Raw genomic sequence first — 22198 nt, 5'->3', positions numbered from 1 at the left:
TATTATTAGATATTCTATCTGTTATATAAGAAATGAATAAGATAAAATAATTATAAAAATTTTGTTTTGTAGGCTAGTTGTTTGAATAGTCAAAATAAACTTAGTAAAATATGTATGAAATCAAAAACACTGGAGGCAATTTAGATGACTCATATTCAATTAGATTATGGTAAAACTTTAGAATTTTTCGGCGAACATGAATTACAGCAACAAAAAGATATTGTTAAATCAATTCATAATACAATTCATGAAGGAACAGGTGCTGGTAGTGACTTCTTAGGTTGGATTGATTTACCTGTTAATTATGATAGAGAAGAGTTTTCACGTATTTTAGAAGCTTCTAAACGTGTTAAAAAAAATTCAGATGTATTTGTAGTGATTGGTATTGGTGGTTCATATTTAGGTGCACGTGCTGCAATTGAAATGTTAACACCAGCTTTTAGAAATAGTAATGAATATCCTGAAATTGTCTTTGTAGGTAATCATTTATCTTCAACATATACGCAAGAGTTAATTCATTATTTAGACGGTAAAGATTTTTCAGTTAATGTTATTTCTAAATCTGGTACTACAACAGAACCAGCAGTTTCATTTAGACTATTTAAGCAAATCTTAGAAAATAAATACGGTAAAGAAGAGGCCAAACAGCGTATTTTTGCAACTACAGATAAAGAAAAAGGTGCTTTAAAACAATTAGCAACAAATGAAGGTTATGAAACGTTTGTAGTTCCTGATGATATTGGTGGCCGTTACTCCGTTTTAACAGCAGTAGGTTTATTACCAATAGCTGTTGCTGGTATTGATATTGAAGCTATGATGGACGGTGCTGCTAAAGCCAGAGAAGAACTTTCTTCAGAAAACCTAGAAGATAATATTGCTTATCAATATGCTAGTATTCGTAATATTTTATATGCAAAAGGCTATGACACTGAGATGTTAATAAACTATGAACCTTCAATGCAATATTTCAACGAGTGGTGGAAACAATTATTTGGTGAATCAGAAGGTAAAGATTATAAAGGCATCTATCCATCCAGTGCAAACTATACAACTGATTTACACTCACTTGGACAATATGTGCAAGAAGGTCGCCGCTTCTTATTCGAAACGGTTGTCAAAGTAAACACACCAAAACATAACATTACTATAGAAGAAGATAGTGAAAACTTAGATGGATTAAATTATTTAGCAGGCAAAACAATAGATGAAGTAAACACTAAAGCCTTTGAAGGTACTTTATTAGCACATACTGACGGAGGCGTGCCGAATGTAGTAATTAACGTTCCTCAACTTGATGAAGAAACATTTGGTTATCTTGTTTATTTCTTTGAAATGGCTTGTGCGATGAGCGGCTACCAACTTGGGGTCAATCCGTTTAACCAACCAGGCGTAGAAGCATATAAACAAAATATGTTCGCGTTATTAGGTAAACCAGGTTTTGAAGATAAAAAAGAAGCATTAGAAAAGCGTTTATAATTTTAGCTATTTATAAATCTAAAAAATGACTGGCAAAATGATTTCCGCACTAATTAGGCGGAAATCATTTTTTTGTATGTGCCTTATTTTATCCATGCACATCATCTTTTCTGTGAGATGTCATTAACTGTTTTGGTACTTGAGACTGATATTTGCACAAAAGCATACATAATTGTTTTAAAACCGCTATAATATACTTATAATTATCGTTGACTAACAATAATGGTAGGGATTGATGAAATGACTCAAGAACAAGTGCAGTATTGGTTTGATTTATTTGGCAGTTTAGGTTATATCGTAGGGTTTTTATTGCCTTTTATTGAAGCTTTTATCCCAATACTACCTATTATTGTATTTGTGATTGTTAATGTGAATGCATTCGGATTATGGATGGGCACATTATTAGCATGGTTGGGTACTGTTTTAGGGAGCTATCTTGTATTTTTAGGCTTTCGAAGATTGAACCATACACGTTATATGAAAAAATTACAGCAACGTACCTCAGTGCAGAGATTAATACATTTTATAGATAGAAAAGGGGTTATCCCGATTTTTATTCTATTATGTTTTCCGTTTACACCAAGTGCATTAGTGAACTTGGTAGTGAGCCTGTCGCATATCAGAGCACACGTTTATCTTGTCGTATTGTTCAGTTCGAAATTGATAATGATCGGTTTAATTGGATGGTTAGGTAATGATATTACGACGCTATTTACAGAGCCATTAAGGTTGATTATCATTATTATTGTTATTATTGTCGTTTGGTTTATAGGTAGAAAACTTGAACGATATTTTATGCATTCTCCAGAGGAGTGAGAATTTGGGTAAGGTAGTAAAACATTTGATTTCTATAATATTTGCGATTATTATTGTAATATTGATTCAGACTTTTATTGTTACAGGAGCAGTCATACAAGATAAAAGTATGACGCCGACGTTGAAACAGAACGATCGTGTGATTGTTAATAAAATCAAAACAACCTTTAACATGTTAAAGCTAAACGATATCATCATGTATCACAAAGGTGACGATGTACATATTGGTAGAATTATCGGAAAGCCCGGCCAATCTATAACTTTTAAAAACAATCAATTGTATAGAGATGACAGACAAGTAGATGAAAGGTATACTGAGTCAAGTATTGATGATTTGTCCCTCAGAAATATTAAAGGTTCTGAAGGAGATATTATTCCACCAGACGAATACTTTGTACTGAATGATAATCGTGAAATAAAAAATGATTCTAGAACAGAAGGCTTTGTTCGACGAGAAGACATTATTGGTGATGTAAGTTTAAGGTATTACCCTTTAAGCAACTTCACAGTAAACTTTAAATAAATAGACGAGGTGTAAAAAGTGAAAAAAGAAATACTAGAATGGATTGTGTCAATTGTTGTCGCAGTAGCGTTAGTATTATTGATTACAAATTTTGTTGCAAAATCATACACAGTCAAAGGGGATTCTATGGATCCAACCTTAAAAGATGGTGAACGTGTAGTTGTAAATATGTTTGGTCAAAAACTAGGACATTTAGAAAAGGGAAATGTCATTGTATTCCATGCCAATAAAGAACAAGATTATGTAAAACGTATCATTGGTACATCTGGAGATAACATTGAATATAAAAAAGATCAATTATATGTTAATGGTAAAAAAGTTGATGAACCTTATTTAGATTACAATGAAAAACATAAACTAGGTGAATATATTACAGGTACTTATAAAACAGAAGATTTCAATCAGGCTGATGGTAAAAACAAAATTCCAGAAGGGAAATTGTTAGTATTAGGTGATAATCGTGAAGTGAGTAAAGATAGTCGTTCATTTGGTTTGATTGATGAAGATAAGGTGGTAGGTAAAGTTTCATTTAGATATTGGCCACTTAATAAGATGACATTTGGATTTAATCCAGATGTCAGTTATGAATAGATAATATATGCATATATATCCTGAGACATCCAAATGTCTCAGGTTTTTTTATATAGAACGATTGTACAAATTGTAGTTTATTAACCGTTTGAGAAATGGAATGTTTTTTAAATATAAAAGCAATACAATATTTAATTAATATATGAACATAAGTGTAGGTAAATCACATAGACTAATAAACAAAGTACAATGCTTAATATGTTAAAATATAAATCAAAGGAGTTGTTGTATGCAATGGAATTCAATGCTTATATTGGGAGAGCTGGCACTGGTAAATCATACAGTGTAATAGAAGAAATAAAAACAAAAATGAAACAAAATCCATTAGGGGATCCTATTATATTAATCGCACCTACCCAAAACACTTTTCAGCTAGAACAAGCCTTCGTAAACGATCCATTATTATATGGCAGTTTGAGAACTGAAGTGCTCCATTTTGAACGCTTAAGTCATCGTGTTTTTCAAGAAGTTGGAGGATTAACAGAACAACAGTTATCCAAAGTTGGTACTGAAATGATGATTTATGACATTATTCAACAACATCAGTCACAGTTAAAATTGTATCAATCACAAGTGAAATACTATGGTTTCAGTGAAAAATTATATGAACAAATACAAGATTTTAAGAAATATGCAGTTTCACCACAACATATTGAAGATTATATAGCAACCAACCACTTACAAACGAGGACTAAGCATAAATTAGAAGACATTGCATTAATATATAAACATTTAGAAGATAGAATTCGTGGAGAATATATTTCTACTGAGGATAGTTTGCAACGATTTATTGAAGTGATGAATCAGTCTGAATGGTTGCAACGTGCCGAGATTTACATTGATGGATTTCATAACTTTTCTACAATCGAATATCAAATCATTCGGTCATTAGTTCAAAATACTAAAAAAGTTACAGTTGCTTTAACTACTGATGGAGATAAAGATATTTTTAGTTTATTTAGAAAGCCGTCAGAATCTTTAACACATATGCAAGATATCGCAAATGAATTAAATATTGATTTAAATATCAAGCAATTTTATCAACAGCAAAGATTCATTCACGATGATTTAACACATTTAGAACAAAACTTTAATGCATTGCAATTTGAACCAATTGCGTCAAATGGACACATCTCTATTATAGAATCATCAGTGATGCGAGAAGAAATAAATGAAATTGCAAGACGCATTCTAAAAGAAAATCGTGAATTGGGTAGACGGTTTCAAGATATTGCTATTTTATATAGAGATGAGTCATATGCATATTTAATGGAATCTATTTTACCTCAATATGACATCCCGTATAACATTGACGTCAAGTCATCAATGACGCATCATCCTATAATGGAAATGTTCCGTTCATTAATTGAAGTACTTCAGACAAATTGGAACTTTGAACCACTCATGCGTTTGTTTAAAACAAATATTTTAACTAAAAAATTTAAAGACAGCCAATACTTAATTGATATTTTAGAAAATTTTGTATTAGAACGTGGTATTTATGGCAAACGTTGGATAGATGATAAATATTTCCAAATTGAACAATTTAGAAAAATGGGTTTAAAACGGCAACCTTTAACAGATGAAGAACGTGAAACATTTGAGAGGGTCATCCAATTAAAAGTAGATGTGATAGATAAAATTATGCGCTTTGAAAATCAAATGGCGAATGCAACAACAGCTGTTGATTTTGCAACGGCATTTTATGAAGCAATCGAATCATTTGATTTACCCAGCCAGTTAATGACAGAACGTGATACGTTAGATGCTGAAGGCGAACACCGTAAAGCAGAAGAAATTGATCAAATATGGCATGGTTTTATTCAAACATTAGATGATTTAGTTACAGTATTTGGAACTCAAGATTTAACAAAAAGTAGATTTTTAGAGCTATTAGATATTGGTTTGGATCAATTGGAATTTGTAATGATTCCTCAAACACTTGATCAAGTTAGCGTTGGTACCATGGACCTAGCAAAAGTTGATAATAAGCAGCATGTGTATTTAGTTGGTGTAAATGACGGTATTTTACCGCAGACTGTTAGTGCTTCAGGCTTAATTACAGATGAAGAGAAAAAATATTTCGAAGAACAATCTGAGATTGAATTAAGTCCAACATCAGATATATTACAAATGGATGAAGCATTTGTTTGCTATATTGCTATGACGAGAGGGCGTTCAGAAGTGACATTCTCGTATTCATTAATGGGCGCAAGTGGAGATGAAAAAGAAGCGAGTCCATTTTTAAGTCAAATTCAACAACTGTTTACAAATCTTGAAGTACAAAACATCCATCGTCAACATCAAGCAAATCCACTAACGTTAATGGAACATCCACATCAAACAAAAATTGCATTATTTGAATCGCTCAAAGCGTGGCTTGATGAAGAAGTTGTCGCAGATACATGGTTAGATACATATCAAGTTATGAGAGATGATGAGAAATTAAATGCGGGCCTTAATTATTTATTATCATCTCTCACTTACGATAATAAGACAGTACAATTAAGTGAGGCACTATCAAAAGATTTATATGGTACGACCATTAATGCCAGCGTATCACGTTTTGAAGGGTATCAATCATGCCCATTCAAACACTTTGCTTCACATGGTTTACGACTTAATGAACGTACAAAATATAAACTAGAAAACTTTGATTTAGGTGATATATTCCATCAAGTATTAAAATTTATTTCTGAAAAAATTAATGGTGACTTCAAAAATTTAAACGTAAAGCAAATTCAAAAATTAACGAGTGACGCATTATCTGAAATTCTCCCAGAGATACAATTTAATTTATTAAATTCAACAGCTTATTACCGCTATTTGTCACAGCGCATAGGTTCAATAGTAGAAACAACTTTAACCGCGTTAAAATATCAAGGTAGTTACAGTAAATTTATGCCGCAACGTTTTGAAGCTAGTTTCAGAAAAAAACCAAGGGACAATCAAGAGCTATATGCTCAGCCTTTACAAACAACACAAGGGGTTCCTATCAATATTCGGGGACAAATTGACCGGATAGATACGTATAACCATGGAGATGAAAGTTTTGTAAATATTATTGATTATAAATCATCAAAATATAGTGGGACCTTAGATTTAACAAAAGTCTATTATGGTATGCAAATGCAAATGATGACCTATATGGATATTGTATTACAAAATAAATCTAGACTCGGACTAACGAATATGACTAAACCAGGTGGGTTATTGTATTTTCATGTTCATGAACCACGTATTAAACTTGCTTGGAATGAATTAAATGAGACGAAAAGAGATTTAGAATTTATTCAATCTTTTAAACTAAGTGGCTTATTGAATAGTGATGAAGCAGTATTAGACGCTTTTGATACGCGAATAGAACCAAGCTATAATTCAGATATTGTACCTTTAGGTTTAAAAAAAGACGGTGGTATTAAATCTAATAGTAAAGTTGCGGACGAAAAAACTATTTACAAATTAATTCAGCATAATAAACAAAATTTTATAGAAACAGCATCTAATATTATGGATGGACATACAGAAGTAGCACCCATGAAGTATAATCAAACACTGCCATGTGATTTCTGTAGCTATAAACCAGTCTGTCATGTTGATGGCATGATTGATAGTAAACGCTATAGAACTGTAGATGAAACAATTAACCCAATTGAAGCGATACAAAATATGGAATTAGAAAGTGAGGAAGAAGAATGATAAGTGAGATTCCTGTGAAACCAGCTGATACAAGGTGGACCGATAATCAGTGGAAAAGTATCTTTGCAAAAGATCAAGATATACTTGTAGCAGCAGCTGCAGGCTCTGGTAAAACAGCGGTCTTAGTTGAACGTATCATTCAACGCATTCTTAGAGATGAAATCGACGTAGATCGTTTATTAGTTGTAACATTTACTAATGCAAGTGCAAGAGAGATGAAGCAACGTGTAGACCAACGTATTCAAGAAGCGTTTATTGAATCACCTGATAATACACATCTAAAGAATCAACGCATTAAAATTCATCAAGCTCAAATTTCTACACTTCACAGTTTTTGTTTAAAGTTAATTCAGCAACATTACGATGTATTAGACATTGATCCAAACTTTAAAACAAGTGGTGAAGCGGAAAATATTTTGCTACTTGAACAAACCATTGATGAAGTTTTAGAACAACATTACGATATATTAAATCCTCATTTTGTTGATTTGACTGAACAATTGTCTTCAGATAGAAATGACGAGCAACTTAGAGATATTGTAAAAAAAATGTATTTCTTTAGTGTTGCTAATCCCGATCCTTTGAATTGGTTAAGCCATCTTTCAACACCATATAAAGATGAAGCACAACAAGAAGCATTATTAAAATTACTAAATGAGTTGGCTATGATATTTATGGAATCAGCGTTAGAGTCATTAAATAAAAGTTATGATTTATTTATGATGCTGGAGCAAGTTGATAAACAAATTGCAGTTATCGAAAAAGAACAACAATTTTTAAGTAAAGCTATGGAAAATGGCTATATCAATCATGAAGCAATCGTGCAACACGAATTTGAAAAAACATTCCCTCGAAAAGATAAAAAGATTAAAGAAGCGAATGAAATGATGATAGATGCTTATGATGATGGTAAAGCATATTATGATAATTATAAAAAATTAGTATCAAAAGTTAAAAATGATTATTTTTCAAGATCTTCAGAAAATCTAAAAGCAGATATGCAACGTTTAGCGCCTAGAGTAGCTTATCTTGGTCTTATTACCAAAGATGTCATAACATTTTTTAATCAAAAAAAACGCAGTCGAAATATTTTAGATTTCTCAGATTATGAACATTTTGCTTTGAAAATTTTAACAAATGATGATGGTTCACCTTCAATCATTGCACAAACTTATCGTGAACAGTTCGAAGAAATATTAGTAGATGAATATCAGGACACAAACAGAGTACAAGAAAAGATTTTGTCTTGTATTAAACGTGGTGCAGAACATGATGGCAACTTATTTATGGTAGGGGACGTAAAACAGTCGATTTATAAATTTAGACAAGCAGATCCTAGTTTGTTTATCGAAAAATATAATCGTTTTACTATAGAAGGTTCATCTTATGGTTTACGTATAGATTTATCTCAAAATTTCCGTTCAAGATTAGAAGTGTTAACAACGACTAATTACGTATTTAAACATATGATGGATGAATCTGTAGGTGAGATTAACTATGATGATGCAGCACAGTTATATTATGGAGCTCCCTTTGACAACAAGCCACATGATGTAAATTTAAATATGTTAGTAGAAGATGCATCTTCTGAGTTAAATGGTTCTGAACAAGAAGCAGAATACATTGTGCAACAAGTTGAAAAAATAATGAATAATCATGAAATCTATGATATTAAAACACAACAATATCGAAAGCCTAATTACAAAGATATCGTTATATTAGAAAGGTCATATGGGCAAGCGCGAAAAATACAACAAGCATTTAAAGATCATAATATTCCGTTTCATGTGAATAGTAAGGAAGGGTATTTTGAACAAACAGAAGTACAATTGATATTGTCCTTTTTAAGAACAATTGACAACCCGCTACAAGATATTTATTTAGTAGGGTTAATGCGTTCAGTTATTTATCAATTTACAGAAGATGAATTATCGAACATTAGAGTGTTTAGTCCTCATGATGATTATTTTTACCAATCTATACAACATTATATGGATAATGATGTTGCCAATAAAAAACTAGTCAAAAAATTAAAATTGTTTTTAAATGATATAGCTATGTATCAAGACTACAGTCAAAATCATCCTGTATATCAACTTATTGATAAATTTTACAATGATCATTATGTTATTCAATATTTCAGTGGACTTATTGGTGGAAAAGGGCGACGTGCGAATTTATATGGATTGTTTAATAAAGCAGTAGAATTTGAAAATTCTAGTTTTCGCGGCTTATATCAATTTATTCGGTTTATTGATGAACTTATGGATCGAGGAAAAGATTTCGGTGAAGAAAATATTATAGGTCCTAATGATGATGTAGTACGAATGATGACAATTCATAGTAGTAAAGGGTTAGAGTTTCCATTTGTTATTTACTCTGGCTTATCACGTAAATTTAGAAGAGACGATTTACACAAACCTGTCATCTTAAACCAAAATTATGGACTTGGTATGACGTATTACGATGTTGAGTCAAATTTAGCGTATCCCTCATTATCTTCAGTCACTTTGAAAGCAATCGCAGAAAAAGAAATGGTTTCAGAAGAGATGAGATTGATTTATGTGGCATTGACGCGTGCTAAAGAACAATTATTTTTGATTGGTCGTGTTAAAGATGAGAAAGAATTAACACAACTTGAGCAGGTTTCTGTCTCGGAAACACATTTACCAGTAAGTTATCGAATTACAGCCCAAAGACCGATTGATATGATATATCCAATACTAGCAAAATATCAATCATCGTCATTACCAAGTGAAATGCGATTCGAGCAATCGATAGATGATATTGATGCTACGATGAAACCTTATGTGAAATTGACTACAGAGTTTTATGAAGATGTTGCTTCAGAACAAGTTATTTCAGATAGTGAACAGCGTACTGTTAGTGACATTGAGAATATGAATAGTGGCAATGACACCTTAAAAACACAAATACATCAACAATTAACATACGTCTATCCGTATCAGGAAGCTAAGGAAAAACCTTCAAAACAGTCTGTTTCTGAATTGAAACGACAATTAGAAACGGAACAAGCGGATACAAATTATGATAGAGTTCGACAGTATCGTATTGGTACGACTGCATACGAAAGACCTGCATTTTTAAGTCATCAAACTAAAAGAAAAGCAAATGAAGTTGGGACATTGATGCATACAGTCATGCAGCATTTGCCATTTAAACAAGAAAGGTTAACTTCAGAAGAAATTGAAGCATTTGTTGACCAGTTAATTGTTAAATCTATCATTCCTAAAGACGCAAAAGCTGATATTCAATTTCAAGATATTCATAATTTTGTTGAAAGCGATTTGTATCTTACGATAGCGCAAAGTGATTATATTTATCGTGAATTACCTTTCGTTGTTAATCAAGCAAAGGTAGACCAGTTGCAAGATGGAGAAACTGATGCATCAATTATTCAAGGGATGATTGATTTAATTTTTATTAAAGATGACCAATATTACTTTGTTGATTATAAAACAGATGCTTTTAATAGACGTTTGCATATGTCAGATGAAGAAGTCGGAAATCAATTACGCACCCGTTATAAAATACAAATGGAATATTATAGAAACACCTTACAGACCATCCTTGGTAAATCTGTTAAAGGCTATCTATATTTCTTTAAATTTGGTCAGCTTTCAATAGATGATAAGTCGATAAAATAATGTTTTGATAAAGGAGTGCTAAACAGTGTCGACACAGCAGAGAATATTTGAATTAGATGCTTTACGTGGATTCAGTTTGTTAGGCATTGTATTGATGAATATTTTGACTTTTAGTATGCCATATGAAGAATCATTTCTCCCTGATTTAGTGAAGGGCATAGATGAAAGTTTATTAAGAGGCGTTACACTTTTTGTGATTAGTTCTTTTTATCCCATTTTCACTTTTTTATTTGGTTATGGTTTAGCCATAATGTATAAGCATAGTCTAAAAAGATCAATGAAATACTATCCTTTTATTTATAGGAGATTAATAATTTTATTAATATTAGGTGCATTACACGGTTTTTTACTTTTTTCAGGTGATATTTTATTCAGCTATGCATTTACTGGGATGATTGCAGTATTATTTATTAAAAAAAATGCGAAGCAACTTTTAAAAATAGGTATTGTTTTGTTTGTAATAAAAGTATTGATGTTGATTTTACCTACTTTTTTAGTGACACTCTTCGATGATCCATACAGTACTATTAACATAAGCGGATATACTGTTTCTGAAGTCGTCAACTTTAAGCAAAGTGGTGAATATTTTAACTATTTAAAAATAAATGCTGCTGAAAATATTTATAATATTATAGATACAGTAACTTTTTCTGCATATTTTGAATTTTTACCGTATGTGTTCTTAGGAATGGCAGCACAAAAATACAACTTGATTAAAAAAGTACAATCTAATCAAAGTCGTTATCGTCATATTTTATATGTATCTGTTATGTTAGTTGTAGGATATGCTTTTAAAATGCCATATGTAATTGATTATGGAAATCAAGCTTTTGCTATTATTAGCGCTATGATTGGTGGTCCAATTGTAGCATTTGGTTACATATTATTGTTTATCTATTGTTGTCAATTTAACCGGTTTTCTAAAATAGTGCGTGTTTTTAAGTATCCAGGAAAATTAAGTTTAACAGTATACCTAATGCAAAGTTTTATTTTTACATTTATTTTTGCAGGCTTAGGTTTTTATAATAAGCTGCCACTTTACGAATCTTATATTATCGTGTTTATTGTATATAGTTTGCAACTTATTTTCTGTTATATGTATCTGAAATTTTATAGATATGGACCTATTGAGTGGTTGTGGCGTAAAGTGACTTATTTAAAATAATGATGTGATATCTAAGACAGTGTTTATTGAATTTTTTGAAAATAATGGGTATTTATTTGTGATTTATTACTAAATATAGTTATAATATGTAATAAGATATAGATGAGGAGCTGATATTGAATGAAATTTTTATCATTCAGACATAATGAACAGACATCTTATGGTGTGAAAGTTAAAAGAGAAGAAGCTGCTTGGGACTTGAAAAAAGTCTTTGCAGATTTTGCGGAAGGAGACTTTCATCCTAAGACATTATTGAATGGTCTTCAACAAAACCAAATATTAGATTTCCAAGAACAAGTACGTAAAGCAGTCGTAGCGGCAGAAGATAGCGGCAGAGCTGAAGAATATAAAGTTGCATTTACAGATATTGAGTTTTTACCTCCAGTAACGCCAACAAATAATGTGATTGCTTTTGGACGTAACTATCAAGATCACGCAAGTGAATTGAATCATGAGGTACAACGTTTATACGTCTTCACAAAGGCAGCTTCATCGTTAACGGGTGATAATAGTGTAATACCAAACCATAAAGATATTACAGATCAGTTAGATTATGAAGGTGAGCTAGGTATTGTTATAGGCAAATCAGGTGAAAAAATTCCAAAAGCTTTAGCACTTGACTATGTATATGGCTATACAATCATTAATGACATTACTGACCGTAAAGCTCAAAACGAACAGGACCAAGCATTCTTATCTAAAAGTTTAACTGGTGGTTGCCCAGTTGGTCCATATATTGTAACAAAAGATGAATTACCAACACCTGAAGATGTAAATATTGTAACTAAAGTAAATAATGAAATTCGTCAAGATGGTAATACAGGGGAAATGATTCTTAAAATCGATGAATTGATTGAAGAGATTTCAAAGTATGTAGCATTACATCCTGGTGATATCATTGCTACTGGTACACCAGCTGGTGTGGGTGCAGGTATGACCCCTCCTAAGTTCTTACAGCCAGGTGATGAGGTAAAAGTAACGATTGATAATATTGGTACTTTAACAAATTTCATATCAGAAAAATAAAAATAAACCAATTAGGCTAATGATTATAAAGTTAGCCTAATTTTTTTGAAACAAAGTAATGATATTGCTTTAAATTGAAATTAAAGATAAAATGTGAAGTGCAGAACTTTTTTTGAAAAACATATACTTTTTCAGTATGATTAGAGAAGTACGCTTTTAGTTTTGTAATTAAAAGTAATTATGTATTTATATTTTTTATAAAAAGTAAAAATAGTGTGGGGGTATCATATATGTTACATATGCATATTGCAAGTTGGGTATTATTAATTATCTTGTTTTTCGCAGCTTATTTTAATTTCTCAGAAAAACAAGGCGCAACACCTTATTTTAAACCAATTCATATGCTATTAAGATTATTCATGGTTTTAGTCTTAATTTCAGGATTTTGGATCTGGATTCAAGCATTTGGTGATGGAAATTCAGGCGGACACATGTTATTAACATTGAAGATGATATGTGGTGTTGCTGTAGTAGCGTTAATGGAAGTTACAGTTACAAAACGCAAAAAAGGACAATCAAGCAACGGTATGATGTGGGGCACGATTGCATTAATTATAATTACTATGATTATTGGTGTTATTTTACCGCAAGGACCAATCACACAAATGTTTGGTATGTAAAAAACGGAGACAATTTAATGTCTCCGTTCAGACTGTCGACAAAGTCTCCGACTTTGTTGGCAGTTTTTTTGTGCACGCTTTCCGCGGGAACTGCCTTAGCCTGTAGTCTTCGGCTAGTGCGCTTCTCGCAGGCGTCGGCCCAAACCACTGCCAACATTAAACTGAAAATACTATAATATATATAATTGAACAGTGGTGGTGTTTATTATGTTGAATAAATCCATTAACAAAAGAGATCAATATGAAATGATTTCTATCTCTGCATTAGTTCCTAATAATTATTTATTACGCGTTTTATAGCCTATCATGTTGATAATATCTTTTGGTCGACTATAAGGTGGAGCATAAGCAACTTCGAACTCAGTAAGCTCATCAATGGTTAATTTATGCAACATGCCCATAGATAAAACATCTATACGTTTATCAGCACCATTTTTTCCTACAGCAGCAGCACGAATGATACGTCTGCTAGATTTATCGAAATAGACACGTAAATGTAACTTAGTATTTCCTGGGTAATAACCTGCATGTTCTCCTTGGTTAGCTTCTACTATTTCATAATCAAAGTTATCTAATTCTTGTGGTGTTACGCCAACACTGGCAAAGGTATAATCAAAGAATTTTACAATATTTGCGCCTAAATAACCCTTAAAGTGTACTGAAGTATTTCCTGCTAGTTGTTCTGCAATAATACTTGCTGCTCTATGAGCCCCCCATGCTAAAGGTACATGTGCAGTTAAGTCTACATGACGATAATGAGAAGTAATAATATCACCTAAAGCATAAATGTTTTCAATGTTCGTTTGAAACCGATCATTTACTGGAATGTAACCTTTACTGTCTAAAGTTACATTTGATGATTGAATGAATTCTGAATTAGGTTTAACGCCAATCCCTTCAATAATCAAATCATAGTGTTCAACTTTACCAGATTTAAAATGAACTTCATGACCATTCACTTTTACAATTTCTTCATTTAAACGATAATTGATATCTCTTGCTTTCATTTCATCAAAAATGGGCTGGTTCATATCACTATCCATTAATTTGTTCACATGAGTTGAACGATGTATTAATGTGCTTTCAATACCTCTATGATGTAAATTATCTAATATTTCTAATCCAATATATCCCGCACCAACGACAAGTGCTGTTTTAACGCTTTGTCGTTCGATAAAGTTTTCAATGGCATCAGTATCTTCCATATTTCTTAATGTAAAACTGATATCACTATTTAAGTTTAAAGAATTCGCGCTACATCCTGGGCTTAGAATTAAAGTGTCATAGCCTTCTTCAAACGTCGTATTATCTTGCTTGTTATATACGGTAATTGTTTGCGTTTTGTCGTTAATTGCAGTTACTTCGTGATAGGGCTTAACAACAATCTTTTTAGAATCATAGAAAGACTCTGGCGTTGCTTCTAATACTTTGTCTCTAGAATCTACGACATTTCCTAAATAATAAGGCAGTGCACAGTTAGCAAAACTCATATCTCTATCTTTTTCAAAAACGATGATTTCACTCACATGGTCTAATCTTCTGATTTGGCTAGCAACGGTTGCACCTCCAGCAACAGCCCCAACCACTACAATTTTATTCATAGTATATAGCCCCCTATAAATTTAATAATTAAATATGTGATTCTACTACTGTTTCATAAGATAAGTTTAAATGGAAAAAATCATTTAAATAGCGACCAATACCATCGTCATTATTTGAATAAGTTACATGATTTGCGACATGTTTTAATTCGTCTAAACCATTTTCCATAGCAATGCCATGTTTGGCATATTTTATCATTTCTAAGTCATTATCTTCATCGCCAAATGCAATAATATGATTTCTATCCATATCTAAATAGGATTTAACATAATCTATACCTCTTGCTTTACTAATACCTTGTTTTACGATTTCAATAACTGGGAAGGGTGAGCCCCATCTTCGGTGTTCAATGTTTTCAGCATAGAAACGTGTAAGCATTTGCTTGATTCTAGGAATCATAAACTCTTCAGCTTCAACTAAAATTGAAGTAGGTGATTCATTTAAGGAATTAAGTAAGTCACCGGTTTCTATTTTAGGGTTTCCCATTGAAAAACCATCAAATAATTTTTGGTCAAAATTATTTAAAAAGACATAATCTTTTACTTCAGCAATAATATTGGAAACACCAAAGTTGTTTAGTGACTGAATAATCTCATGCGATAAGTCTAAATCTAGTACTTCATGTTTATTTTTAAAATGGTCGTCTTTTGGATGGTGGACGAAAGCACCATTAAAATTAACTACAGGTGTATTCATATTTAGTTCATGATAATAAATTTGACTGGCTCTGTATGGTCTGCCAGTTGCTATCATTAGTTTGTGTCCTTGCTTTTGTAATATCGTTAAAACCTTTTTAGTATAAGGTGTAATTTTCTTGTCATCGTTTAACAGTGTTCCGTCTAAGTCTAAACAAATTAAATAAGAACTCATGTAAATCTCCTTTAAATTTAATAAATGATGTATGAATATCATAGCATTTTATTGGCGTTTTGTAAGATATTTGATATATTGTTAGTATGATTAAATACGAAGAGGTGAGATGTATGGACGAAGGATTAAAAGATAGCATACTAAATGCTTTAGAGATGGTAATTGACCCTGAGTTAGGAATCGATATCGTAAACTTAGGTTTAGTATATAACGTAGATGTTGATGATGAAGGCTTATGTACAGTAGAAATGACATTAACTTCTATGGGTTGTCCGCTTGGACCACAAATTATGAACCAAGTAAAAATGGTCTTAGCAGAAATTCCTGAGATTTCAGACACAGAAGTAAATATTGTTTGGAGTCCACCATGGAGTAAAGAAATGATGTCACGTTATGCTAAAATTGCACTTGGCATAGGTTAATAAAAGATAGATAACTAGTTTAAGTAACAATACGTTTCGATATGTATTGCTAACTTAAGCTAGTTTTTTTATTTTAGAACACTTATGGACATTTTATGTCAGGCTATTTTAAATTTTTTTATTTCTATCGCTCAATTCATTAAAATAATTGCAGTTGTATTACATTAATATTACAATGGCTAAGTGAATAAATTAGATGTTCACGTAATTTTAGGAAAGTTTGTGGGGAAATGAACAATGATCTTGAAAATAATCATGTGACACGTAACACGCGGTATATGCCTGGTTTAGATGGTTTAAGAGCAATAGCAGTAATTGGTATTATTATTTACCACCTAAATAAGCAATGGTTAACTGGTGGATTTTTAGGTGTTGATACATTTTTCGTTATTTCTGGATATTTAATTACGAGCTTACTTTTAAAAGAATATGAAGAAACAGGGATAATTAATTTAAAAAACTTTTGGGTACGACGATTCAAAAGATTGATACCTGCAGTACTAACTTTAGTATTTGTTGTAGTAGTAGCAACATTGGTATTAAAACCAGAAGAAATTGTTAATATAAAAAAGGATGCAATAGCAGCAATTTTTTATTTTTCTAATTGGTGGTACATCGCTTCAGATGTCAATTATTTTGAACAATTTGCTTTTATGCCATTAAAACATTTATGGTCCTTAGCAATTGAAGAACAATTTTACATTGTATTCCCAATTCTTTTTATATTGCTTTTATTATCATTAAAAAAATACCGCAATGTTGTTTTAATATTTTGGATAATTTCATTAATTTCTTTACTTGTGATGATTATCATTTCACAACCGCATATGTCTCATTCACGAGTTTATTTTGGTACAGATACGAGACTTCAAACAATGTTATTGGGTGTTATACTAGCGTTTTTATGGCCACCGTTCAAGTTGAAGAAAAATCCTCAAAAAACATTAACGCATATCATAGATGGTATTGGCGTTTTTGGTATTTTTATCTTACTTTTACTTTTTTATAAAGTTAATGATAATAGTGATTGGATTTATAATGGTGGATTTTACTTAATATCTGCAATGACGCTATTTGTCATAATGAGTGCTGTTCATCCATCAGGTTATTTTGCTAAAGTTATCGGTAACCCTATTTTTGTTATGATTGGTAAGAGATCTTATAGTTTGTATTTATGGCATTTTCCAGTTATTAGTTTTGTACATTCATATTACGTTGCTGGGCAATTACCGAATTATGTGTATGTTTTAGATATCATATTGACAATCACTTTAGCTGAACTCTCGTACCGCTATATTGAAACACCTTTTAGAAAAAAAGGCTTCAAAGTATTTTCTATAAAAGTAAGTAAAAAATTACCGTTTGTAAGAACAGCTATTTTATTAATATTTATGATTCCAAGCTTATTTGTTTTATCCGGCAGTTTTGATAAATTAGGTAAAGATATGATTACAGATAAAAAAACAACGTTTAAAACAGATGAATTTGATAAACAATTAGTGCGGCCGATACCAATTGATGAAGTAAACTTTTTTGATAAATCAAATGCTAAAAAAATAACAACATCAGAAGTATATACAAATATTAAACCATTGCTCATTGGTGATTCAGTGATGGTTGATATAGGTGAGAATTTTAAAAAAAGGGTGCCAAACGCAAAAATTGATGGTGAAGTTGGTCGTAATTTATATGATGTTGCACCACTTGTAGAAAAACACTATCAATCATTTAATAAGAGCTCTGATAAAATTGTGCTAGAACTAGGTACAAATGGTGACTTTAGTAAAGAACAATTAGATACGTTAATCAATAAATTCGGAAGTGCACAAATTTATTTAGTGAATACGCGCGTTCCGAGAAGTTATGAAAGTCACGTGAATAAATTGATGACAGATGCCGCTAAAGCACATAAAAATGTAACGCTTATTGATTGGTACAAACGTTCTGAAGATCATACAGAATATTTTGCACCAGACGGTATTCATTTAGAAACAAAAGGTGTAGAGGCATTAACTGATGAAATTTTAAAACATATAACAAGCGATTCAAAATAAATCAAAAGGTCAGAGAAACACGATATTAATGTAGTTTGATCACACATAAACGCCAATTTCAATTGAAATTGGCGTTTACATTTTTTATAGATTTATTTTTTCGAAAAACCAAAACTTTCATTTGAAAAACTATTAATAACCTTTTATTATGTCTGTGCTCATATTAAGATGAAAATATATTAAATGACAGGTATTTATAATTTATGAGTTGCAATCGTTAGGTAAAGTAAACTTAATATTTTCTATCACGCTCATTGATTGGGTAATCATTTGCACTCATATCTCTTCTCGTCATGAGGCCGTTGTTATTAAATTCCCAATGCTCATTGCCATGTGTACGCATCCATTGATTTGTAGAGGCATTATACCATTCATACTCAAATCTAACTGAAATACGGTTGTCGGTGTAACACCATAATTCTTTCATCAATTTGTAATGAAGTTCTTTGTGCCATTTTCTATATAAAAAGGATTTAATTGCTTCTCGACCTTCAAAAAACTCACTACGATTTCTCCATTGTGAATCTTGTGTATAAGCAAGACATACTTTTTCAGGATCTCTAGTATTCCATGCATCTTGCGCCAATTTTACTTTTTCTAAAGCTGTCTGTTTATTAAACGGCGGCGTTGGTCTTTTGATTACGTTATTCATATATTCAACCTCCATTGTTGTATATTTACAATAATGCTAACATAACTTTAACGTAATGGGATATGTGCTTTTGTTGAAAGTATAAAGATTGCTATCAATTTAGCAGTTTTTATGTAATCTGTATGAATGTTTTAACAAATGGGTATTGGGCAAAAGTTATGATGTGCTAAGTGCTCAAAACTTTAAAAAATAATTAAAAAACGAACCCTTTATTGTTGATTCTTGTCAGAAAGCGTAATATAATATAGATAAGGTCAAAGAAAGTCAAAGTCAAACTTACTTTTTTGATCAATCATTAAATGGTGAGGTGAATCAATTTGGATATAAATCAAATGACCTATGCAGTTCAAAGTGCATTACAGAATGCAATTGAATTAGCCAAAACAAATGAAAATCAAAATATTGAAATTGAAGCAGTATTATCAGCGGCATTAACAGAAAATGAAAGTTTATTTAAAAGTATTTTCGATAGAGCGCATATTGATACAGAAAAATTAGATCAATCATATAAGGAAAAATTAAAAAAATATCCATCAGTCCAAGGGGATAATGTTCAATATGGTCAATATATAAGTCAAAATGCTAATAATTTATTAAATAAAGCTGAAACTTATATGAAAAAATATGAAGATGAATATATATCTATGGAACATATCGTTTTAGCTGCCATGGATATAGATGATACGACCAAACAATTTGTAGCAAATAAAAAAGAAGTAATAGAGGAAATTATAAAAAAAGTTAGAGGAGGCAATCGTGTGACATCACAAAATCCAGAAGCAAATTATGAAGCATTAGAAAAATATGGCCGTGATTTAGTTGAAGAAGTGCGTCAAGGTAATATGGACCCTGTCGTTGGACGTGACGAAGAAATTCGTAATTCAATCCGTATATTAAGTAGAAAAACCAAAAACAACCCGGTCTTGATAGGTGAGCCTGGTGTCGGTAAAACAGCAATTGTCGAAGGATTAGCGCAACGTATCGTACGTAAAGACGTACCAGAATCACTGTTAGATAAAACAATTTTTGAACTTGATTTAAGCGCACTTGTTGCAGGTGCAAAATATCGTGGTGAATTCGAAGAAAGATTGAAAGCAGTACTTAAAGAAGTCAAAGAATCAGACGGAAGAATTATTTTGTTTATTGATGAAATTCATATGCTCGTAGGTGCAGGTAAAACTGAAGGTGCCATGGATGCAGGTAATATGCTTAAACCAATGTTGGCTCGTGGTGAGCTACATTGTATCGGTGCGACAACTTTAAATGAATATAGAGAATATATTGAAAAAGATTCAGCTTTAGAACGTCGTTTTCAAAAAGTAAATGTATCTGAACCTAATGTAGAAGATACTATTTCTATTTTACGTGGTTTGAAAGAACGTTACGAAGTATATCACGGTGTTCGTATACAGGATAAAGCATTAGTAGCAGCAGCTGAATTATCAGACCGTTATATTACTGATCGGTTCTTACCAGATAAGGCAATAGATTTAGTAGACCAGGCATGTGCGACGATACGTACTGAAATGGGCTCAAATCCAACAGAATTAGATCAAGTGAATCGCCGTGTTATGCAGTTAGAAATTGAAGAGTCAGCATTGAAAAATGAATCTGATAATGCCAGTAAACAACGTTTGCAAGAGCTACAAGAAGAATTAGCAAACGAAAAGGAAAAACAAAGTTCTATTCAATCACGTGTTGAAGAAGAAAAAGAAAAAATAGCTAAATTGCAAGAGAAACGTTCAGAATTAGATGAAAGTCGAAAAGCTTTAGAAGATGCTGAAAATAACTATAATTTAGAAAAAGCAGCTGAATTACAGCACGGTAAAATTCCACAACTAGAAAAAGAATTACGTGAATTAGAAGACGCTTTCCAAAATGAACAAAATGAAGACAATGATCGCATCATTCGTGAAATTGTTACTGATGAAGAAATTGGCGATATTGTTAGTTCTTGGACAGGCATTCCAGTATCAAAATTAGTTGAAACTGAAAGGGAGAAACTCCTAAACTTATCTGATATACTTCATGAACGTGTTGTAGGTCAAGATAAAGCTGTAGATCTAGTTGCTGATGCAGTTGTCAGAGCGCGTGCTGGAATTAAAGACCCTAATAGACCAATTGGTAGCTTCTTATTCTTAGGGCCAACAGGTGTAGGTAAAACAGAATTAGCGAAATCATTAGCATCAACTTTATTTGATTCAGAAAAACATATGATTCGTATTGATATGAGTGAATATATGGAAAAACACTCTGTCTCTCGCTTAATAGGTGCTCCTCCTGGCTATGTTGGTCATGAAGAGGGTGGTCAACTGACAGAATCAGTTCGTCGTAATCCTTATTCAGTTATTTTGTTAGACGAAATAGAAAAAGCACATTCAGATGTGTTTAACGTGTTGTTACAAATATTAGAAGAAGGTCGTTTAACTGATTCACAAGGACGAGAAGTAGATTTCAAAAATACTATTATTATCATGACAAGTAATATTGGTTCACAAATATTATTAGAAAATGTAAAAGATACAGGTGTGATTACTGAATCAACAGAAAAAGCAGTAATGAATAGTTTAAATCAATACTTCAAACCAGAAATCATAAATCGTATGGATGACATCGTCTTGTTTAAACCATTATCCGTAAATGATATGAGTTTAATTGTTGATAAAATTTTAACACAATTAAACATTAGATTGATGGAACAACGTATTTCCATTGACGTTTCTGATAAAGCTAAAGCATGGTTAGGTGAAGAAGCATATGAACCTCAATTTGGTGCAAGACCACTAAAAAGATTTGTTCAAAGACAAATTGAAACACCACTTGCACGCAAAATGATTAGAGAAAATTTACCAGAAGGTACATTAATAAAAATAGATTTATCAGATGATGGTTTAACATTTGAAGAAATTAAACCAGAAATAATATAAACTGAAAATAAATAGTATTTGAGATATCAACGCTCATATAATAAGCCCGTAATCGAACTAAAACAGTTCTTTTACGGGCTATTATTA

Annotated in this window: 15 protein-coding genes; 12 read left to right on the top strand and 3 right to left on the bottom strand. The window is 31.7% G+C overall.

What is annotated here, in order from left to right; all coding sequences use genetic code 11:
- Positions 1-144 precede the first annotated feature (144 nt).
- The 9 genes from CD032_RS06205 (at position 145) to CD032_RS06165 (ending at position 13584) form a co-directional block, all read left to right on the top strand.
- Positions 145-1476: a glucose-6-phosphate isomerase gene (locus tag CD032_RS06205; protein ID WP_040030158.1), complete on the top strand. Its 1332-nt coding sequence runs from the start codon at positions 145-147 to the stop codon at positions 1474-1476.
- A gap of 240 nt (positions 1477-1716) precedes the next feature.
- Positions 1717-2292, top strand: coding sequence for a TVP38/TMEM64 family protein (locus CD032_RS06200; RefSeq protein WP_103211269.1), 576 nt, complete (start codon positions 1717-1719; stop codon positions 2290-2292).
- 4 nt (positions 2293-2296) lie between these two features.
- Positions 2297-2815: a signal peptidase I gene (gene lepB, locus CD032_RS06195; RefSeq protein ID WP_019469645.1), complete on the top strand. Its 519-nt coding sequence runs from the start codon at positions 2297-2299 to the stop codon at positions 2813-2815.
- Between the two features lie 18 nt (positions 2816-2833).
- Positions 2834-3406, top strand: coding sequence for a signal peptidase I (lepB, locus tag CD032_RS06190; RefSeq protein ID WP_064264172.1), 573 nt, complete (start codon positions 2834-2836; stop codon positions 3404-3406).
- A gap of 234 nt (positions 3407-3640) precedes the next feature.
- Positions 3641-7105 (top strand): helicase-exonuclease AddAB subunit AddB, encoded by a 3465-nt coding sequence (gene addB, locus CD032_RS06185; protein ID WP_019469643.1) that lies wholly within the window; start codon positions 3641-3643, stop codon positions 7103-7105.
- The gene (gene addA, locus CD032_RS06180) at positions 7102-10773 is read left to right on the top strand and encodes a helicase-exonuclease AddAB subunit AddA (protein ID WP_040030156.1); all 3672 of its coding nucleotides are present in this window, start codon (positions 7102-7104) and stop codon (positions 10771-10773) included. Before addB ends, addA begins: the two co-directional genes overlap by 4 nt.
- Before the next feature lie 25 nt (positions 10774-10798).
- On the top strand, positions 10799-11938 hold the full coding sequence (locus CD032_RS06175) for a DUF418 domain-containing protein (protein WP_040030155.1): 1140 nt from the start codon (positions 10799-10801) through the stop codon (positions 11936-11938).
- A gap of 120 nt (positions 11939-12058) precedes the next feature.
- Positions 12059-12964: a fumarylacetoacetate hydrolase family protein gene (locus CD032_RS06170; protein ID WP_019469640.1), complete on the top strand. Its 906-nt coding sequence runs from the start codon at positions 12059-12061 to the stop codon at positions 12962-12964.
- A 230-nt stretch (positions 12965-13194) separates the two neighbouring features.
- Entirely contained in the window at positions 13195-13584 is a 390-nt protein-coding gene (locus CD032_RS06165) for a YisL family protein (protein WP_019469044.1), read from the top strand.
- A gap of 278 nt (positions 13585-13862) precedes the next feature.
- Here the strand turns inward: CD032_RS06165 and CD032_RS06160 are convergent, their stop codons facing one another.
- On the bottom strand, positions 13863-15185 hold the full coding sequence (locus tag CD032_RS06160; RefSeq protein ID WP_040030154.1) for a CoA-disulfide reductase: 1323 nt from the start codon (positions 15183-15185) through the stop codon (positions 13863-13865).
- A gap of 28 nt (positions 15186-15213) precedes the next feature.
- Positions 15214-16056 carry a Cof-type HAD-IIB family hydrolase gene (locus tag CD032_RS06155; protein WP_040030153.1) on the bottom strand — a complete coding sequence of 281 codons (843 nt, stop codon included), beginning with the start codon at positions 16054-16056 and terminating at the stop codon, positions 15214-15216.
- A gap of 113 nt (positions 16057-16169) precedes the next feature.
- Here CD032_RS06155 and CD032_RS06150 point away from each other — a divergent pair, with 113 nt between their 5' ends.
- Positions 16170-16478: a metal-sulfur cluster assembly factor gene (locus tag CD032_RS06150; protein ID WP_019469047.1), complete on the top strand. Its 309-nt coding sequence runs from the start codon at positions 16170-16172 to the stop codon at positions 16476-16478.
- 230 nt (positions 16479-16708) lie between these two features.
- The gene (locus tag CD032_RS06145) at positions 16709-18532 is read left to right on the top strand and encodes an acyltransferase family protein (protein ID WP_040030152.1); all 1824 of its coding nucleotides are present in this window, start codon (positions 16709-16711) and stop codon (positions 18530-18532) included.
- A 232-nt stretch (positions 18533-18764) separates the two neighbouring features.
- Here the strand turns inward: CD032_RS06145 and CD032_RS06140 are convergent, their stop codons facing one another.
- Positions 18765-19184 (bottom strand): nuclear transport factor 2 family protein, encoded by a 420-nt coding sequence (locus CD032_RS06140; RefSeq protein ID WP_040030151.1) that lies wholly within the window; start codon positions 19182-19184, stop codon positions 18765-18767.
- A gap of 317 nt (positions 19185-19501) precedes the next feature.
- On the opposite strand from CD032_RS06140, the gene clpB reads away from it, so the two are divergent.
- Entirely contained in the window at positions 19502-22111 is a 2610-nt protein-coding gene (gene clpB / locus CD032_RS06135) for an ATP-dependent chaperone ClpB (protein WP_040030150.1), read from the top strand.
- The last annotated feature ends 87 nt before the right edge of the window (positions 22112-22198 follow it).

Origin of the sequence: Staphylococcus cohnii subsp. cohnii (assembly GCF_002902365.1) — a bacterium.
GTDB classification, from domain to species: Bacteria; Bacillota; Bacilli; order Staphylococcales; family Staphylococcaceae; genus Staphylococcus; species Staphylococcus cohnii.
This window is presented reverse-complemented; position numbering and strand designations above follow the sequence as displayed.